This is a genomic window from Streptomyces sp. NPDC003393, from assembly GCF_053589015.1.
The window spans coordinates 37,753-52,478 of record NZ_JBSFRB010000044.1 but is presented as its reverse complement, the minus strand read 5'-3'; the positions used below and the strand labels follow the sequence as shown (position 1 = coordinate 52,478).

The following is a 14,726-nucleotide window of genomic DNA, read 5'->3' as shown; positions in this document are numbered from 1 at the left end:
CCTTCCGGCAGCGCCGGTGCTGTGGGGCCGTCCGGGCCCTCTGAGACACTGGGGCGCGATGAACGAGACAGCACACCCGCGGACGGCAGCGCTGCGCGCCCGCGCCGAGATCGACCTGGCCGCCGTGCGGGCCAACGTCCGGGCGCTGCGCGAGCGGGCGCCCGGCGCGGCCCTGATGGCCGTGGTCAAGTCCGACGCCTACGGCCACGGTGCGGTGCCGTGCGCCCGTGCCGCCGTCTCCGCCGGGGCGACCTGGCTCGGCACCGCCACGCCCGGGGAGGCCCTGGCCCTGCGCGCGGCCGGACTGTCACCCGACCGGGTGAGGATCCTGTGCTGGCTGTGGACGCCCGGCGGGCCCTGGCGGGAGGCCGTCGAGGCGGATGTGGACGTGTCCGTGAGCGGGATGTGGGCCCTGGCGGAGGTCCGGGAGGCGGCTCGGGCCGCCGGCCGGCCCGCCCGCGTGCACCTGAAGGCCGACACCGGGCTCGGGCGCGGCGGCTGCCAGCCCGACGACTGGACCGAACTGGTCGCCGAGGCCCTGCGTGCCGAGGCCGACGGGCTGGTCCGCGTCGCCGGACTCTGGTCCCACTTCGCCTGCGCCGACGAGCCGGGCCACCCCTCCATCACCGCCCAGCTCGACCGCTTCCGCGAGATGGTCGCGCACGCCGAGCGGCAGGGCGCGCGCCCCGAGGTGCGGCACATCGCCAACTCGCCGGCCGCGCTCACTCTGCCCGAGGCCCACTTCGACCTCGTCCGGGCGGGGATCGCCCTGTACGGCATCTCGCCCAGCCCGGAACTCGGCTCCCCGGCCGACTTCGGGCTGCGCCCGGTGATGACACTGTCCGCCTCGCTGGCCCTGGTGAAGCATGTACCGGGAGGGCACGGCGTCAGCTACGGCCACCACTACGTGACTCCGGGGGAGACCACCCTCGGGCTCGTGCCCGTCGGCTACGCGGACGGCATCCCGCGCCATGCCTCCGGCACCGGGCCGGTCCTGGTCGGCGGCAAGTGGCGTACGGTGGCGGGCCGGGTCGCCATGGACCAGTTCGTGGTCGACCTGGGCGGCGACGAACCCGAGGTGGGAACGGAAGCCGTGCTCTTCGGCCCCGGCGACCGCGGTGAACCCACCGCCGAGGACTGGGCGCAGGCCGCAGGCACGATCGCGTACGAGATCGTCACGCGCATCGGAACGCGCGTTCCCCGCGTCCATGTGAACGAGGAAGAAGAACCGGAGCGGGGGCGGGAAGCGGAAGTGGAGCGCGGCGCGTAGGGGGACAGTCCCAAGGGCACTGGGCGAGGCGGTGATCCGGCCCCGCCGTGTACCCGAACGCCAGTACGGTGCAGACGTGGCCGTCGCGAGAGCAGCGGCACGGCACAAGGCGCGCGGGGCGCCGGTACGGCGCGGACAGGCGCGGGACACCGGAGCGACGCACGACGTCAGCATGGCGCGAGGCGTCGGCACGGCAGCACGAGGAGGAGCGGTACGTGAGCGAGAGGGGTGTGGTGGCGGCCGCCTCCGCCGCGATGGCGTCCGGCGGCTGGCGCCGGGCCACCGGTGTGGCGGGCGTGGCGCTGGGCGTGGTGGCGGCGGGGGCGGCGGCCACCGTCGCCGTCGAGCGGATGACCGTCGGCCGCGACATGCGCAGGAGGGCCCGGCTGGCCCTGGACTCGGCCGGTCCCTACGGCACCCTGCGCGGCACCCCGGGCAGGGCGTACGCCGACGACGGCACCGAACTCCACTACGAGGTCGACGACGTCGCCCCCGAGACCGCCGAGGACCTCGGCCCCCGCCGCCGTCGGCTCTTCGGACGCCGGACACCCGCACCCGTCACCGTCGTCTTCAGCCACGGCTACTGCCTCAGCCAGGACTCCTGGCACTTCCAGCGCGCGGCGCTGCGCGGCGTCGTACGGACCGTGCACTGGGACCAGCGCAGCCACGGCCGGTCCGGGCGGGGCGTGGGCCAGATACGCGACGGCGTGCCGCTCACGATCGACCAGCTCGGGCGGGATCTGAAGGCCGTGATCGACGCCGCCGCCCCCGAGGGGCCGCTCGTGCTGGTCGGGCACTCCATGGGCGGTATGACGGTGATGGCCCTGGCTGCCCAGTACCCCGAGCTGATCCGGGAGCGGGTCGTCGCCACCGCCTTCGTGGGGACGTCCTCGGGACGGCTCGGCGAGGTGAACTTCGGGCTACCGGTGGCCGGCGTCAACGCGGTGCGGCGGGTGCTGCCGGGAGTGCTGAAGGCGCTCGGGCAACGGGCCGAGCTGGTGGAGAAGGGGCGGCGGGCCACCGCCGACCTGTTCGCCGGGATCATCGAGCGGTACTCGTTCGCCGGGCGCGACATCGACCCGGCGGTCGCCCGGTTCGCCGAGCGGATGATCGAGAGCACGCCGATCGACGTGGTCGCCGAGTTCTACCCGGCCTTCACCGACCACGACAAGACGGAGGCGCTGGCCCTCTTCACGGACATACCGGTGCTCGTCCTGGCCGGAGTGGACGACCTGGTCACGCCCAGCGGGCACAGCGAGGCGATCGCCGACCTGCTGCCCGAGGCGGAACTGGTGCTGGTCCCGGACGCCGGGCACCTGGTGATGCTGGAGCATCCCGAGGTCGTCACCGACCGGCTCGCCGACCTGCTCACCCGCGTGGGCGCGGTCCCGGCAGGCGTTACCGTGGGTGGCTATGGAAGCACCAGCGGCACCGCACAACCCGGCTGACCCCGAGCCCGTCGAGATCACGGTCACCTCTCCCGAGCAGATGCGGGAGCTGGGCCGGCGTCTCGCCAAGCTGCTGCGCGCCGGTGACCTGGTGATGCTCAGCGGGGAGCTGGGCGCGGGCAAGACCACCCTGACCCGGGGGCTCGGCGAGGGCCTCGACGTGCGCGGCGCCGTCACCTCCCCGACGTTCGTGATCGCGCGCGTGCACCCCTCCCTCGGTGACGGCCCGCCCCTGGTGCACGTAGACGCCTACCGGCTGTCCGGCGGCCTCGACGAGATGGAGGACCTGGACCTCGACGTCTCGCTGCCGGACTCCGTGGTCGTCGTGGAGTGGGGCGAGGGCAAGGTCGAGGAACTGACCGACGAGCGGCTCCAGGTCCTGATCCACCGGGCCGTCGGGGACACCACGGACGAGGTGCGCCAGGTGACGGTGGCCGGTATCGGCGACCGGTGGGCGGCCGTCGACCTGGACGTCCTGACCGCCTGAGGACACGGTGGCGGGTCGCCGACCGGGGCGCCGGCATGCCTTGCGCCGCGTGCCCGGACGTGGTCACATGGTGGCAGCCGCAAGTTAGGTCTACCTAACTTCGCCGCGCCCGGCCCCAGGAGGCGATCATGCCGACCGACCAGCCCACCGAGCCGAACGAGCCGCCCACCGACCGCCGCCCCGGCCCGCACTCGGACGCGGCGGTGTCCATGGCCGACCTTCTGGCCTCCTGTGCGGCGGCGGCCGCCGTGTCCCGCCCGCCACAGCCTCCGGCCCCCGCGGATGCCCGCGGGACCCGCCCGGCCGGCCGCGCCGGGGAGCGGCGGCGGCGAGCGGCGTAGTCCTGTCGGACGGCGTGGTCCTGTCGTGCGGCGTGAGCCTGGGGGATCGCGTAGTCCCGCCGGGCCGAGTGTCTATCGGATGACGACGACCTTCTGGCCGATCGTCGCGAACATCCACATGGCCTCGCCGTCCGCGCGGGACTCGCGGATGCCGCCGGTCCTCACCGTGGTGTCCGGGGTGGGGGTGGTGCCCGAGCTCGGGGGCACCGCGGCGCTGAAGCCGATCACCACGCCGTCGACGCTGGTGAAGCGCACGACGTGTTCGACCGGGATGCCGTCGGTGCCGGTCACCGCCTTGGAACGCGAGGTGACCGCGTAGGTGCCCGGGCGCGGGTCGACGCTTCCCGGGCTGACCGTGAAGGTGTTCTCCACCCGGCCGCTCGCGCTGACCAGCCACACCCGGTCGTCGTCCACCGAGTACACCACCCGCTCGCCCGTGCCCGAGCCGACGGGCAGCGCGGCCGGATTCCGCCGGTCGCGGGGCGCCTTCGTCGGCGCCTTCGTGGGCGAGACCGTGGAGTCGTGCCCGCCCCGCAGGCTCGGGGGCACGCTCGCCTGCGCCTGGTACGCGAGGAAGCCGACCGTGCCGAGGGCGGCCGCGGTGAGCCCGGCCACGAATCCGGAGCTGCTCCTTGCCACGGTCGTCCACCTCTGCGCCAGTCGCTGTACCCGTGCCGCCGTACGGCACGTTCGCGACCGTAGCAGCCGCGGCGCCCCGGACCCGGACGGCCGTGCCGACGCCGCCGGAGCCGTAGGCTGTTTGCGTGCTCTTGCTCGCTCTGGATACCGCCACCCCCGCCGTCACCGTCGCCCTGCACGACGGCACGGCCGTCATCGCCTCGTCCAGCCAGGTCGACGCCCGACGGCACGGAGAGCTGCTGCTGCCGGCCGTCGACCGGGTCCTCGCCGAGGCCGGGCTGGGACTGGACGCCGTCACGGGCATCGTGGTCGGCATCGGCCCCGGCCCGTACACCGGGCTGCGTGTCGGCCTGATGACCGCCGACACCTTCGGGCTCGCGCTCGGCGTCCCCGTGCACGGCGTGTGCACGCTCGACGCGCTCGCCTACGCCGCCGACGTCCCCGGACCCTTCGTCGTGGCCACCGACGCCCGCCGCAAGGAGGTCTACTGGGCCCGCTACACCGACTCCCGCACCCGTCTGACCGATCCGGCGGTCGACCGGCCCGCCGACATCGCCGACGAGGTCAGGGGGCTGCCCGCGGTCGGCGCGGGCGCGCTGCTCTACCCGGACACCTTCCCGCAGGTGCACGAGCCCGAGCACGTGTCGGCCGCCGCCCTCGCCTCGCTGGCCGCCGAGCGACTGGCCGCCGGCCAGGAACTGCCCGCGCCCCGGCCGCTGTACCTGCGCCGGCCGGACGCCCAGGTGCCCAAGAACTACAAGGTGGTCACCCCCAAGTGACGGACCGTACGACGACCGGGAACGGGACCGAGGGCTGCGTCCTGCGGGAGATGCGCTGGTGGGACATCGACCCGGTACTGGCACTGGAGAAGGACCTGTTCCCCGAGGACACCTGGTCGCGGGGCATGTTCTGGTCCGAGCTGGCGCACTCCCGCGGCGCGCAGGCGAACCGGTGCTACGTGGTGGCGGAGGAGAACGGCCGGATCGTCGGCTACGCGGGTCTCGTCGCCTCCGGTGAGCAGGCCGACGTCCAGACCATCGCGGCCGCCCGCGACCACTGGGGCACCGGCCTCGGCGCCCGGCTGCTGACCGAGCTGCTGCGGGCCGCGACCGCCTTCGAGTGCTCCGAGGTGATGCTCGAGTGCCGGGTGGACAACGTCCGCGCCCAGCGGCTCTACGAGCGCTTCGGCTTCGAACCCATCGGCGTCAGGCGTGGCTACTACCAGCCGGGGAACGTGGACGCCCTGGTGATGCGCCTGTCCGATCCCGCGACCCCCCGTAACCCCGTCAACGGCGTACAAGGAACCTGAGACCCATGGCTGACACCCGGGACGAGCCGCTCGTCCTCGGCATCGAGACCTCCTGCGACGAGACCGGCGTCGGCATCGTCCGCGGCACCACACTGCTGGCCGACGCGGTCGCCTCCAGCGTCGACGAACACGCCCGTTTCGGCGGAGTCGTCCCGGAGGTGGCGTCCAGGGCGCACCTGGAGGCGATGGTCCCCACCATCGACCGCGCGCTGAAGGAGGCCGGGGTGAGCGCGAAGGACCTGGACGGCGTCGCGGTCACCGCGGGCCCCGGTCTGGCGGGTGCGCTGCTGGTCGGTGTCTCGGCGGCGAAGGCGTACGCCTACGCCCTCGGCAAGCCGCTGTACGGCGTCAACCACCTCGCCTCGCACATCTGCGTGGACCAGCTGGAGCACGGACCACTGCCCGAGCCGACGATGGCCCTGCTGGTGTCCGGGGGCCACTCCTCGCTCCTGCTGTCCTCGGACATCACCTCCGACGTCCGCCCGATGGGCGCGACGATCGACGACGCCGCCGGCGAGGCCTTCGACAAGATCGCGCGCGTGCTGAACCTGGGCTTCCCCGGCGGCCCGGTCATCGACCGGTACGCCCGTGAGGGCGACCCGGCGGCGATCGCCTTCCCGCGCGGGCTGACCGGCCCCCGCGACCCGGCCTACGACTTCTCCTTCTCCGGCCTGAAGACGGCGGTGGCCCGCTGGATCGAGGCCAGGCGGGCGGCCGGGGAGGAGGTCGCGGTGCGGGACGTCGCGGCCTCCTTCCAGGAGGCGGTGGTGGACGTCCTGACCCGCAAGGCCGTACGCGCCTGCAGGGACCAGGGCGTGGACCATCTGATGATCGGCGGTGGCGTGGCCGCCAACTCCCGACTGCGCGCCCTGGCCCAGGAGCGCTGCGAGGCGGCCGGCATCCGGCTGCGCGTCCCGCGCCCCAAGCTGTGCACGGACAACGGGGCGATGGTCGCCGCGCTGGGCGCCGAGATGGTCGCCCGGGGCCGGTCCGCCTCCGGCTGGGACCTGTCGGCCGACTCCTCCCTGCCGGTCACGGACACGCACGTTCCCGGCGACCATGACCAGGCGCACGACCATGTGCACGAGATCAGCAAGGAGAACCTGTACTCGTGACCGTCGCGCTGATGTGGGAGGCCAAGGCGGCCGAGGGCCGGGGCGCCGAGCTGCTCGCCTGGGTGCGCGAGCAGCCGCTGGCCCGGAAGCCGTTGCGCCGGGAGACCTTCCGCGCCGGCGGGGACCGGGTGCTGGTCATCACCTGGTGGGACGCCTCCTACGACGCCGAACTGCCCGAACTACCCGAGCCCGACGCCGAGTCGGTCTCCCGGCCCGTGCACCGGTGGCGTTTCGAGTCGCTGGGCGAGGACGCGGATCACCGAATGGTGCACCGGGCCGCCGATGCGCTATGATCATCACACGCGAACGGGCGAACGAAGGCCCGTGAGCAGTGCGTTGGTGGTCCAAGGAAAGACGTCCCGCTTCCTGCGGGGAGATGCAGGTGCAAGGCCTGCCCGGCGCTCGACGAAACCCCGTTCCGGCTCTGCCGGGGCGGGGTTCTCCGTGTTCCGCACACGGTGTTCTCGACGCGGCGTTCTCCCGAAGGCGTTCTTCGTACGCCGTCTCCGTACGCTGCGAAGGCCCGCCTCCCCGAGGGAGACGGGCCTTCTCCGTCCGGTGTCCGGCCGTTCCGCGGCTCAGCCGTCCTGCGAGATCTCCGTCTCGCAGTGCAGCCGCCGCTCCAGGCCCACCTCACGCACCGGCCCGGTCAGGGTCAGGCGGGCGGTGTGGCGGACGTCCGCAGTGGAGGCCGCCAGCCGCAGTTCCAGGTCGCCGGGCTCGACCACCCGGCGGCCCGACCGGTCGGTGAACCCCGACAGGTCCGCGTGGAAGCGGAACCTCACCCGGCTCGACTCGCCCGGGGCGAGCTCCACCCGCTGGTAGCCGATCAGGCGCACGTCCGGCCGGGTCACCGCCGCCACCGGGTCGTGCAGGTAGAGCTGGACGACCTCCGCGCCCGCCCGGTCACCGGTGTTGCGGACCGTCAGCGAGAGGTCGTAGGAGCCGTCCGTGCCGATCTCCGTGCGCTCGCCGTTCTCGAAGTCCTCCCAGGCGAAGGTCGTGTAGGAGCGGCCGTGCCCGAACGCGTACAGCGGCGTCGGGTCCAGGCTGCTGACCTCGCCCGCCAGGCCCAGCGGCGGCTGGAGATACGTCCACGGCTGGCCGCCGGGGACCCGCGGCACGCTGACCGGGAGGCGGCCGGAGGGGTTCACGCGGCCGGAGAGGACGCCGGCCACCGCGGGGCCGCCCTCCTCGCCGGGGAAGAACGCCTGCACCGCCGCGGCCAGGCGGCCGTCCCACCGGCCGAGCGCGTAGGGACGGCCGGTGAGGAGGACCAGGACGACGGGCACGCCGGTGCCCACCAGCGCGTCCAGCAGCGCGCCCTGCACGCCGGGCAGCGCCAGGTCCGCCACGTCGCAGCCCTCGCCGGACGTGCCCCGGCCGAACAGTCCGGAGCGGTCGCCGAGCACCGCCACGCACACGTCCGCCTCGCGGGTCCGGGCGACCGCCTCCTCGAAGCCGGAGGTGTCCGGGTCCGAGACGCCGCAGCCCTCGGTGTACGTCACCTTCGTGTCGGGGAGTTCGGCCCGCAGGGCGTCCAGCACGGTGGGGATCTCGATGCCCATGGGGGTCTCGGGGTGCTGGGTGCCCACGTGGGAGGGGAAGGAGTAGCAGCCGAGCATCGCCAGGGCGTCCGCGGCACGGGGGCCGACCACGGCGATCCTGGTGTCGGGGGAGAGGGGGAGCACGCCGTCGGGGTTGGCCAGCAGGACCACCGACTCCTCGGCCAGGCGGCGGGCCACGGCCCGGTTCTCGGCCGAGTCCAGGTCGATGGACTCCGTGGGCAGGTCCGGGTTCCAGTCCTCGTCGAGCAGGCCCAGTTCGCACTTCTGCGCCAGGACGCGGCGGGCCGCGCGGTCGATCAGGTCCTCCGGGACCGTCCCGGCCCGCACCGCCGCGGCCAGATCCTTGCCGTAGCACTTCAGGGTGGGCAGTTCGACATCGATGCCGGCGGCCAGGGCCAGGTGCGCGGACTCGGTGGGGCTGCCGGCGACCCGGTGCAGGGTCTGGAGGAAGTCGATGGCGAAGTAGTCGGCGACCACCGTGCCCGTGAAGCCCCACCGGTCGCGCAGGAGTTCGGTGAGCAGCTGCGGGTCCGCGGAGGCCGGGACGCCGTCCGTCTCCGTGTACGCCGCCATCACCGAGCGGGCCCCGCCCTCACGCAGCGCCATCTCGAACGGCGGCAGCGTGACGTCCGCGAACTCGCGGGTGCCGGCCCGGACGGGGGCCAGGTTGCGGGCGCCCGCGGAGGAGGCGTACCCGGCGAAGTGCTTGAGGGTGGCGACGATCCCGGCGGACTCCAGGCCCCGCACATACGCCGTGCCGATGGTGCCGACCAGGTAGGGGTCCTCGCCGATGGTCTCCTCGACCCGGCCCCAGCGCAGGTCGCGGACCACGTCCAGGACGGGCGCCAGGCCCTGGTGCACGCCCACGGAACGCATGTCCCGGCCTATCCGCGCGGCCATCGCCTCCACCAGGGCGGGGTCGAAGGTCGCGCCCCAGGCCAGCGGGACCGGGTAGGCGGTGGCGCGCCAGGTGGTGAAGCCGGCCAGGCACTCCTCGTGGGCGACGGCGGGGATGCCGAAGCGGCCGGCTTCCGCGATCCGGCGCTGGGCGCGGGCCAGCGCCTGCGCACCCAGCGCCGGGTCCACGGGGGAGGTGCCGAAGGAGCGGGTGAGCTGGCCGAGGCCCTGGGTGATCAGCTCGTCCCAGTCGTAGTCGGTGTTCATGTGCTGCTGGTGCGGGGCGACTCCGTCGCCGTCCGTGTCGGCGCCCACCCACACGCCGTACAGCTGGGCGATCTTCTCCTCGAGAGTCATCCGGGAAAGCAGGTCGTCGACGCGGGTGGCGGCGGGCAGAGCTGCGTCACGCCAGGGGGCGGTGGTCATGGAACTCCTGTCAGAGTCGTCGGGGAAAAGTGCGTTCACTTGCCGCCCACGCCCATCAGTCCGCCGACGAGGGCACGCCGGGCCACCAGATAGACGGCGAAGATCGGGATACCCGAAAGGACGACCGAGGCGAGCAGGGCGGGAATGTTCACCCCGAACTGGCTGACGTAGTTGAACAGGCCGAGGGTCAGCACGCGCGGGCCGTCGGACTGGGTGAAGATCAGCGGGAAGAGGAAGCCGTTCCAGGCCTGGAGCGCGGAGTAGATGACGACGGTGCTGATGCCGCCCTTGGTCATCGGGATGACCAGCCGGAAGAGCATGCGGGAGGTCGAGGCGCCGTCCAGGGCCATCGCCTCGTACATCTCCTCGGAGATGTCCCGCATGGTGCCGGTGAGGATCAGCGTCGACACGGGCATGGCGAAGGCGGCGGTCGGCAGGATGATCGCGAGCAGGCTGTCGTAGAGGTTCAGCTTGGCGATCATCAGGTAGAGGGGGACCACGACTGCCTGCGCGGGAATGGCCACGCCCAGCAGGAACAGCCGGAAGGTCGCGCCCGACCAGAAGGTGCGGGCACGCACGGCCACGTAGGACAGCGGGACGCACAGCGTGAGCACGATCGCCACGACCGCGGCCGCCACGAGGAGCGTGTTGAGCAGGAAGTGGCCGAAGCCGTTGTGCAGGACGGTGTTGTAGTTCTCCAGCGTGGGGTGGCTGGGCGGCTTGAGGGCGTTGTGGCCCAGCGCCTGGTCCTGCCGGGTCAGCGAGACCGAGATCATCGCGTAGATCGGGATGATCACCACGATCAGCCACAGCACCGAGCCCGCACCGGCGAGCGGGTTGGGGCGTCTGGTCCAGTGTCGGCGGCGGCGGCCGGGGTCGGCGGCGGGCGGTGGGACGGGGGTCTTCACCGGACGCGGACGTCGCAACGTGTCGTGTGACATCTCGTCACATTCCTTCCCTGGTGCTGCGCATGTTCCCGAAGCCGGAGAGCCGCACCAGCAGCAGCGACAGCGCGGTGGCGGCCACGACCAGGAAGGACGCGACGGCGCTCGCATAGCCGAAGTCGTAGTTCTTGAAGCCCGCCTGGTACATCAGGTACGGCAGGATCGCGGTGTCCGTGCCCGGCCCGCCCTGCGTCAGGATCAGCACGGTCTCGAAGTACGTCAGCGAGCCGACGATCATCAGCACGCCGGACGTGGTCGCCGTGTTGCGTAGCTGGGGGAGGGTGATGGAGAAGAACTGCCGGTAGCGGCCCGCCCCGTCCATCGCCGCCGCCTGGTAGAGCACCTCGGGGATCTGGCGCGCCCCGCCCTGGTAGATCAGCGTGTGGAAGGGGATGAACTGCCAGCCGCCGACGAACACGATCGCCAGGAAGGCGCCGGAGGTGGTGCCGAGCGTGTCCCCGTGGACGATGCCGAAGTTCGGGTCGAGCAGGGCGTAGAACAGCAGCGAGATCGCCGTCGAGGACAGCAGGAACGGCACGAAGAAGACCGCGGACAGGAATGCGCGGTTGCGCTGGCGGCCCGCCGCCCAGACGCCGAGCAGCAGCGACACCACGCTCTGGAAGGCCCAGCTGACGACGGTCAGCAGGACGGTCACCGTCAGCGACTGGGTCAGCCGCGGGTCGTCGAACAGCTTCTGCCAGTTGGCGAAGCCCACCGGCTCGGGGTCGCCGAGGCCGTTCCACTTGGTGAAGGACAGGTAGAACGCCAGCGCCATGGGGGCGACGGCGAAGAAGGTGAAGAACAGGACGGCGGGCAGGGCCCAGACGGAGTGCGGGCGGCCCGCCCGCACCCCCCTGCCGGGCCCGCCCTTCGCCCGGGTGGTGACGGACGAGCTCACTTCAGCTCCTTGAGCGCCGAGACGAACCGGCTCGGCGACGACTTGCCCACGAACAACTTGTTGATCTCGGTCAGCATCGGCTGCGACCAGTTCGGGTCGACCGCCTGGTCCCAGCTGAGGGTGAACGCCGGGGCCTCCTGAACCATCTGGTACTGGTACTTGGCGAACTCCGGGTTCGGGGAGGCGTCCAGCAGCTTCTCCGCGACGGTCGTGGTCGGGACGTCACCGTTGGCTATCAGGTCCTTGGTGTACTCCTCGGAGGCACAGTCGCGCAGGAAGGCTGTTGCCGCGTCCTTGTTGGAGACGCGGACGTTGACCGACCAGTAGTTGGTGGGGTTGCCGACGACGTTGCGGATGTCGCCGGCGCCGCCGTCGTAGCTCGGGAACGCGAACCAGCCCAGGTCCTGCTTGGCGAAGGCGGGGAACTTGCCGAGCTGCGTGGAGTACTCCCACGAGCCCATCAGGTGCATCGCCGCCTTGCCCTTGGCGAGCAGCGCGGGCGCGCTGCCGTTGGTGTACGACACCGAGCTGAAGCCCTTGCCGAAGGCGCCGTCGTCGATGAGCTGCTTGACCGCCTCGGCGGCCTTGAGCACGGCCGGGTCGCCCCAGGCGGAGGCGTCGCCGTCCTTGATCTTGGCGAAGACCTGCGGGCCGCCGATGCGGTCGACCAGGTACTCCAGCCACATCAGCTCCGGCCAGACATCGGCGCCGCCGAGCGCGAAGGGTGTGATCTTCACCTTCTTCAGCTTGGCGTTGAGGTCGAGCAACTGGTCCCAGGTCTTCGGCTCCCGCAGCTTGTGCTCGGCGAACATGGACTTGTTGTAGAAGACCAGCACGGGCTGCATGCCGCGCATCGGGATGCCGTACATCTTGCCCTCCAGCGCCCCGGAGGCCAGGACGGAGGGCAGGAAGCCGTTCTTGAGGACCGAGTCGGACTGGATGGTGTCGGTGAGGTCGATCAGCTGGTCGGCTTCCTTGTACGCCTTGATCGAGCCGCCGCCCCAGTTGAAGAACACGTCGGGGGCGTTGGGCGAGCCCATCGCGGTGCGCAGCTTGGCCGGGTATTCCGAGCCGGGCACCTTCTGGAGCTTGACCCTGCCCTTCGCGGTCTCGGCCGCCGTCGAGGCGTTGAACCGGCTGACAGCCTTCTCCTGTACCTTGACAGCGTCGTCGCCGTACACCATCGCGTTGACGGTGCCGCCCGAGCCGCCCGAGCCGGTGCCGGTACCGCAGGCGGTCAGTCCGGCGGCGGCGACGACGCCCGCGCCCGCACCGAGGAACCAGCGTCTGCTGTAGGACTCCATAAGGCGGCACCTTTCAAAGAGATCATCCGGGCAAGCGCTGCTCGCCGGTACCCGAATGTTTCGGATGTTACTTCGAATGTTCCGGGAACGTAAGACGTTCCAGGGGGTTCGTCAAGAGGGACCGCGGAGTTACGATCTCGGACCATGAAGCCGATGAAGACCCCCGAAACCCGCACGGCCACACTCGCCGAGATCGCGCGGGAGGCAGGTGTGTCGGCTCCGACTGTTTCGAAGGTCCTCAACGGTCGGGCCGATGTCGCCCCGAGCACGCGCAGCCGGGTCGAGGACCTGCTTCGTGCCCACGGCTACCGGCGCAGACGGGCCGAGGCCACCCGGTCACCCCTGATCGACCTGGTCTTCCACGAGCTGGAGAGCGCCTGGGCGATGGAGGTCATCCGGGGCGTGGAGAACGTCGCCCGGGACGCGGGCCTGAGCGTGGTGCTCTCCGAGAGCGCGGGCCGGCTCACCCCCGGACGGACCTGGGCCGACCAGGTCGCCGCCCGCCGCCCGCACGGAGTGGTGCTCGTGCTGTCCGGGCTCGACGAGTCCCAGCGGGCGCTGCTGACCAGCCGGTCGATCCCGTTCGTGGTGATGGACCCGGCCGGCGACCCCGGCACCGACGTGCCCTCGATCGGCGCGACCAACTGGCAGGGCGGCCTCGCCGCCACCCGGCACCTGATCGAGCTCGGCCACACCCGCGTCGGGGCGCTCAGCGGGCCGTCGCGGATGATGTGCAGTCGTGCCCGGGTCGACGGCTACCGGGCCGCGCTGGAGACGGCGGGGCTGCCGGTGGACCCCACGCTGATAGTGACCGGCGACTTCCACCACGAGGCCGGCTACCGGCTCGGTCTGAAGCTGCTGCGCCGGGAGGACCGGCCGACCGCGATCTTCGCGGGCAACGACCTCCAGGCGCTCGGCCTGTACGAGGCGGCGCGGGAGCTGGGGCTGCGCATTCCGGAGGACCTGAGCGTGGTCGGCTTCGACGACCTGCCCGTGGCCCGCTGGGTGGGCCCGCCGCTGACGACCGTGCGTCAGCCGCTGACGGAGATGGCCGAGGCGGCGGCGCGGCTGGTCCTGGACCTCGGGCGCGAGGAGGAGACGCAGGCGGCGACCCGGGTGGAGCTGGCGACGACCCTGGTCGTGCGCAGCAGCACGGCGGCACCGGGGGCGTGAGAGCGGCACGCACGGGCGGCTCGAAAGTTTCGAACGGGCGGATCGGGACGCGCTCACCCGTTGGGATGATCATTCGGCGTGCGGACGTGCACGGGTCCGCGGTTCCGTAGCGTCACCGCTGTCGCTTGTGCCGTAGTGGCGCTCCCGCCCACACTTGAAGGAGGAGGTGCTTCACGATGACCGCTCTCGCAGAAGAGGTGGCCCCGGTGGTGGCAGACGAGCCGGTTACCGAGCCGGGTTCCGACCTGGACGAGGTCCTGTGGCAGGCGTGGAAGGCCATGGATCTCCCCGAGGGCTACCGCGCCGAGATCATCGAGGGGGCCATCGAGGTGTCGCCCACCGGTCGCCGTCGTCACGGGGTGCTCGTCAACCGCTTCCGACGGGTGCTCGACGCCCATCTGTCGGGCAGCGGGTACGCGGCTCACCAGGACGTCAACGTCATCCACCGTCACAAATCCTGGATCCCCGACCTCTTCGTGGCTCCTGCCGACCTCGACGAGATCCCCGACGAGGAGGGACTCGGCGTCGACGCCTCCGGGGTCAAGATGGTCGTCGAGGTCACCTCGCCGGGGCATCGGAACCTTCAGCGTGACCGCGTCCGCATGCGCCGGGAGTACGCCCGGGCGGGGATCCCGGTCTACGTGATCGTCGACGACTTCGACGACGAGGGCGCGGTGGTCGTGCTGACCTCCCCCGACCCGAAGAAGGCGAAGTACGCCGATGAGCACCGGGTCCCCTACGGCACGGACGCGGTGATCCCGGAGGGGCCGGCCAAGGGCTTCGCCGTGGGCAAGGCGATCGTCGCTTCCTGACCGGCCGCGGTCGGGATGGCCGTGGCGGTCGCGCTCGGGTACGCGGCCCGGCCGGCCGAGGTGGTGCGGCGGCCGAACTCGAGCCGGTGCGCGGC

15 protein-coding genes are annotated in these 14,726 nt (G+C 72.2%); 10 read left to right on the top strand and 5 right to left on the bottom strand.

Going from position 1 to position 14,726, the window contains the following annotated elements; all coding sequences use genetic code 11:
- Positions 1–58: 58 nt before the first annotated feature.
- From alr to ACWDUZ_RS31755, 4 genes are all read left to right on the top strand, one after another.
- Complete coding sequence (alr, locus tag ACWDUZ_RS31770; protein ID WP_451635257.1) at positions 59–1,270, top strand: alanine racemase; 1,212 nt, start codon at positions 59–61, stop codon at positions 1,268–1,270.
- A gap of 254 nt (positions 1,271–1,524) precedes the next feature.
- A complete protein-coding gene (locus tag ACWDUZ_RS31765) occupies positions 1,525–2,718 on the top strand; it encodes an alpha/beta fold hydrolase (protein WP_451635274.1) in 1,194 nt (397 codons plus the stop codon).
- The gene (gene tsaE / locus ACWDUZ_RS31760; RefSeq protein ID WP_451635256.1) at positions 2,684–3,205 is read left to right on the top strand and encodes a tRNA (adenosine(37)-N6)-threonylcarbamoyltransferase complex ATPase subunit type 1 TsaE; all 522 of its coding nucleotides are present in this window, start codon (positions 2,684–2,686) and stop codon (positions 3,203–3,205) included. Before ACWDUZ_RS31765 ends, tsaE begins: the two co-directional genes overlap by 35 nt.
- Before the next feature lie 128 nt (positions 3,206–3,333).
- Positions 3,334–3,546, top strand: a complete 213-nt coding sequence (locus tag ACWDUZ_RS31755; protein ID WP_451635255.1) for a hypothetical protein — start codon at positions 3,334–3,336, stop codon at positions 3,544–3,546.
- A gap of 72 nt (positions 3,547–3,618) precedes the next feature.
- Here ACWDUZ_RS31755 and ACWDUZ_RS31750 read toward each other — a convergent pair whose 3' ends face one another.
- Entirely contained in the window at positions 3,619–4,185 is a 567-nt protein-coding gene (locus tag ACWDUZ_RS31750; protein ID WP_451635254.1) for a hypothetical protein, read from the bottom strand.
- A gap of 125 nt (positions 4,186–4,310) precedes the next feature.
- Between ACWDUZ_RS31750 and tsaB the strand changes: the two genes are divergently transcribed.
- From tsaB to ACWDUZ_RS31730, 4 genes are read left to right on the top strand one after another with little or no spacing between them, the layout of a single operon-like run.
- The gene (gene tsaB, locus ACWDUZ_RS31745; RefSeq protein WP_451635253.1) at positions 4,311–4,964 is read left to right on the top strand and encodes a tRNA (adenosine(37)-N6)-threonylcarbamoyltransferase complex dimerization subunit type 1 TsaB; all 654 of its coding nucleotides are present in this window, start codon (positions 4,311–4,313) and stop codon (positions 4,962–4,964) included.
- Positions 4,965–5,014: 50 nt separating this feature from the next.
- A complete protein-coding gene (gene rimI, locus ACWDUZ_RS31740) occupies positions 5,015–5,494 on the top strand; it encodes a ribosomal protein S18-alanine N-acetyltransferase (protein WP_451635273.1) in 480 nt (159 codons plus the stop codon).
- Between the two features lie 5 nt (positions 5,495–5,499).
- Positions 5,500–6,609: a tRNA (adenosine(37)-N6)-threonylcarbamoyltransferase complex transferase subunit TsaD gene (gene tsaD / locus ACWDUZ_RS31735; protein WP_451635252.1), complete on the top strand. Its 1,110-nt coding sequence runs from the start codon at positions 5,500–5,502 to the stop codon at positions 6,607–6,609.
- Positions 6,606–6,902, top strand: coding sequence for a hypothetical protein (locus ACWDUZ_RS31730; protein ID WP_451635251.1), 297 nt, complete (start codon positions 6,606–6,608; stop codon positions 6,900–6,902). Before tsaD ends, ACWDUZ_RS31730 begins: the two co-directional genes overlap by 4 nt.
- Positions 6,903–7,187: 285 nt before the next feature.
- On the opposite strand, the gene ACWDUZ_RS31725 is transcribed toward ACWDUZ_RS31730, so the two are convergent.
- The 4 genes from ACWDUZ_RS31725 to ACWDUZ_RS31710 are packed head-to-tail and all read right to left on the bottom strand — an operon-like array spanning position 7,188 to position 12,646.
- The gene (locus tag ACWDUZ_RS31725; protein WP_451635250.1) at positions 7,188–9,500 is read right to left on the bottom strand and encodes a beta-xylosidase/alpha-l-arabinosidase; all 2,313 of its coding nucleotides are present in this window, start codon (positions 9,498–9,500) and stop codon (positions 7,188–7,190) included.
- 35 nt (positions 9,501–9,535) lie between these two features.
- Positions 9,536–10,441, bottom strand: coding sequence for a carbohydrate ABC transporter permease (locus ACWDUZ_RS31720; RefSeq protein ID WP_451635249.1), 906 nt, complete (start codon positions 10,439–10,441; stop codon positions 9,536–9,538).
- Between the two features lie 4 nt (positions 10,442–10,445).
- On the bottom strand, positions 10,446–11,342 hold the full coding sequence (locus ACWDUZ_RS31715; RefSeq protein ID WP_451635248.1) for a carbohydrate ABC transporter permease: 897 nt from the start codon (positions 11,340–11,342) through the stop codon (positions 10,446–10,448).
- Positions 11,339–12,646: an ABC transporter substrate-binding protein gene (locus tag ACWDUZ_RS31710; RefSeq protein WP_451635247.1), complete on the bottom strand. Its 1,308-nt coding sequence runs from the start codon at positions 12,644–12,646 to the stop codon at positions 11,339–11,341. Before ACWDUZ_RS31710 ends, ACWDUZ_RS31715 begins: the two co-directional genes overlap by 4 nt.
- A 144-nt stretch (positions 12,647–12,790) precedes the next feature.
- Here ACWDUZ_RS31710 and ACWDUZ_RS31705 point away from each other — a divergent pair, with 144 nt between their 5' ends.
- Entirely contained in the window at positions 12,791–13,819 is a 1,029-nt protein-coding gene (locus ACWDUZ_RS31705; protein ID WP_451635246.1) for a LacI family DNA-binding transcriptional regulator, read from the top strand.
- A 176-nt stretch (positions 13,820–13,995) separates the two neighbouring features.
- Positions 13,996–14,631 (top strand): Uma2 family endonuclease, encoded by a 636-nt coding sequence (locus ACWDUZ_RS31700; protein WP_451635245.1) that lies wholly within the window; start codon positions 13,996–13,998, stop codon positions 14,629–14,631.
- Positions 14,632–14,726: the final 95 nt, after the last annotated feature.